This window comes from uncultured Planktosalinus sp., assembly GCF_963973675.1.
Taxonomy (GTDB): domain Bacteria; phylum Bacteroidota; class Bacteroidia; order Flavobacteriales; family Flavobacteriaceae; genus Planktosalinus.
In genome coordinates this window covers 1-3,010 of record NZ_CAXBAN010000334.1, presented here as the reverse complement: position 1 = coordinate 3,010, position 3,010 = coordinate 1, and the positions used below count along the sequence as shown (strand labels likewise).

Sequence of the window (3,010 nt, the reverse complement as noted above, 5' to 3'; positions counted from 1 at the left end):
GAATGGAGATTTCCATGGAATCAAAAGGGCTTTCTTCACTGGCCCACATGGCATATTCCAGAACCGGAGTTGCTTTTCCTTGTTCTAAAAAGGAGATTTCTTCATTATGTTGTACATCATACACAGTGGCAACCTGCATCAGGTTTTGAGTAAGTGTACCTGTTTTATCCACACAAATTACCGTTGCAGAACCAAGAGTTTCAACCGTTTTAGGTGTTTTGGCAATGATTCCCTTTTTAAACAAACGGTAAGCTCCAAGTGCCATAAACGCAGAAAAAGCCACCGGAATTTCTTCAGGAAGCACAGACATGGCCATGGCAAGACCGTGAAGTAAACCCACTAACATACTTTTTGATTCCCACCAATAATAAATCCACACAAAAGCAAAGGCAATTCCCCCTGCGATGACCATTACTTTTACAAATTTGGTCACTTTTATTTGGAGCGGCGTTTGTTCTTTTCCAGTTGAAGCCACCAATTTTCCAATTCCTGACAAGGCGGTGTTTTGACCCACTGCACTTACTTTTGCATAACAATACCCCCTTACTACAAGGGTGCCTTGTTTGATTTCATCCCCTTTGAACTTTTCTACAGCCACCGACTCTCCGGTGAGTATGGATTCGTTTAGCGAAAAGTCATTGGAAGCTTCAATCACTGCATCTGCAGAAACAATCATTCCTTCTTCACAGATAAGGATGTCGTTGGTCACCAATTCCTCAGGTGCTATTTCTATAGTCATCCCATTACGGATAACTTTGGCCTTTTTTTGAGAAATGCGGTTTAAGGCCTTTACGGCTTTTTGACTTCTGAAGTTTTGATAAATATCTATAGTTGCCACAAACAACAGGGCCAGAAACATCGTAATGGCTTCAGTATATTCCTGCAATATAAAATAGATACCACAAGCAACGAGTAATAGAACAAACATGGGTTCTTTTACAAAAGAAAGGATATTTTCAAACAGTAGATTTTTACTTTTCTCGTTTGTATTCGCACCATTCAGAGTGCGCTGTAGCAATACCTCATCGTCAGAAAGTCCTGTAAATTCAGGCTTAGAAGACACTGTAGTTGCTTTAGCGGGTGAAGGCATCAGTAAATTTTTACCGAACTAAATTACCTAATTCTTTTGTCTAAATCAATGACATAAGTCAGCTTGCAATTGCAAAAGCGCTTATGCTGTTAATGCTTCAAACAGATGCACCACCTCTACTGCTTCCTTTACATCGTGTACTCTAAGGATGTTTGCTCCTTTTAAAAGAGCAATACTATTTAATGCGGTGGTACCGTTTAAGGCTTCCTGTGGGGAGATATTTAGGGTTTTGTGAATCATTCCTTTTCGGGAAACTCCAATAAGAAGTGGAACATTCAGGTTTTTGAATAACTCCAGATGGCTTAACATTTCAAAGTTTTGCGGGATGGTTTTAGCAAAACCAAATCCGGGGTCAGCGATGATGTCATTGATCCCGAGCGCGCGTGCTGCTGCCATTCGTTCAGAAAAATAACGAAGCACATTAAGGGTTACATTTTCATAATCGGTGAGGGTTTGCATATTCTGCGGGGTACCGCGCATATGCATCATTACATAGGGCACCTGTAGTTCTGCCACGGTGGGCAACATGGCTTCATCGAGCATGCCTGCTGAAATATCATTGATGATGGCAGCGCCGCTTTCAACGGCTTTTTTTGCCACTTCACTTCTAAAGGTATCGATAGAAATCTGGGCTTGGGGGAAGTTTTTAAGAACGAGTTCAATGGCAGGGATGACACGGTTGATTTCTTCTGATCCTGAAATATCAGTGGCGCCGGGTCGTGAGCTATAGCCTCCAATATCAAGAAACGCTGCCCCCTCATTCAGCATTTTTTCGGCTTGAACAAGTATCTGTTTTTCATTTTGAAGGACGCCGCCATCATAAAAGGAATCGGGTGTTATGTTGAGAATTCCCATCACTTTGGGTGTGGATAGATCGATAAGGGTTCCTTTGCAGTTGATTGTCATAAGCGTTTTTAGCGTAAGTGTACAAGTAAATATTCATCAAATTTAATGCTTTCTCCTCTTTTTTTTAGAACTTCCCGCCTGAAAGTGTATTTTTGTAATTGAACCTCTTTACAGCCGATTGAATAAAACCTATGTCAACAACTGAAGCTCAATATGATGAAGTCATTGTCACCTGCAGGACTTTGTTTATTAATAAGATGAAGGATTATGGGCCAGCCTGGCGCATATTAAGATTGCCTTCTCTCACCGATCAAATATTTATCAAAGCACAGCGCATTCGAAGTTTGCAACAAACAAGTGAACGCAAGGTGGATGAAGATGAGAACAGCGAATTTATTGGAATTATCAACTATTGTGTGATGGCGCTTATTCAGTTGGAAAAAGGTGTGGTAGAGCAACCCGATTTAAAGCATGAAGAAGCCACCGCTTTATATGACCAAAAAATCACCGAAACCAAACAACTGATGCTTAATAAAAACCACGACTATGGCGAAGCGTGGCGAGAAATGCGCATAAGTTCACTTACAGATTTGATTCTCCAAAAATTATTGAGGGTAAAACAAATTGAAGACAATCAAGGAAAAACACTGGTGAGTGAAGGACTTGACGCAAATTATCAGGATATGATTAATTATTCGGTTTTTGCGCTGATTCATTTAAATGCAGAACATAACAACTAAAACAACACATAAATTAAGGGGGTAACCAGAAACGATTACTATTTGATGATTTTACCCAGATTGATTAAAATAAAAAAACGATTTCTATGAAAGCACTTGTTTACATTTCCAGAATTCTCGTTGGAGGCTTGTTTATTTTTTCAGGTTTAATAAAACTCAATGACCCGATGGGTTTTGGTTTTAAGCTTGAAGATTATTTCGCACCTAGTGTCCTAAACCTTGAGTTTCTGGTTCCTTATGCCTTGCTGATTGCTGTAATTGTCGTTATCTATGAAGTGCTATTGGGTGTCATGATCTTAATAGGTTATGCCAAAAAATTTACAGTTTGGAGTTT

General features: G+C 39.8%; 4 protein-coding genes. 2 read left to right on the top strand and 2 right to left on the bottom strand.

The window, feature by feature from the left end; genetic code table 11:
* Together AACY61_RS11505 and folP are read right to left on the bottom strand one after the other, a co-directional pair.
* A partial coding sequence (locus AACY61_RS11505; RefSeq protein WP_339611726.1) for an HAD-IC family P-type ATPase occupies window positions 1-1,090 on the bottom strand: 1,090 nt, incomplete at its 3' end.
* 81 nt (window positions 1,091-1,171) lie between these two features.
* On the bottom strand, window positions 1,172-1,996 hold the full coding sequence (folP, locus tag AACY61_RS11500; protein ID WP_339611725.1) for a dihydropteroate synthase: 825 nt from the start codon (window positions 1,994-1,996) through the stop codon (window positions 1,172-1,174).
* 131 nt (window positions 1,997-2,127) lie between these two features.
* On the opposite strand from folP, the gene AACY61_RS11495 reads away from it, so the two are divergent.
* Together AACY61_RS11495 and AACY61_RS11490 are read left to right on the top strand one after the other, a co-directional pair.
* Window positions 2,128-2,676: a DUF1599 domain-containing protein gene (locus AACY61_RS11495; protein ID WP_339611723.1), complete on the top strand. Its 549-nt coding sequence runs from the start codon at window positions 2,128-2,130 to the stop codon at window positions 2,674-2,676.
* Window positions 2,677-2,762: 86 nt separating this feature from the next.
* A partial coding sequence (locus AACY61_RS11490; RefSeq protein ID WP_339611721.1) for a MauE/DoxX family redox-associated membrane protein occupies window positions 2,763-3,010 on the top strand: 248 nt, incomplete at its 3' end.

Excerpts from the sequence above, each read along its gene's own strand:
- folP (WP_339611725.1), bottom strand. The coding sequence starts at position 1,996 with ATGACAATCAACTGCAAAGGAACCCTTATCGATCTATCCACACCCAAA.
- AACY61_RS11495 (WP_339611723.1), top strand. The coding sequence starts at position 2,128 with ATGTCAACAACTGAAGCTCAATATGATGAAGTCATTGTCACCTGCAGG.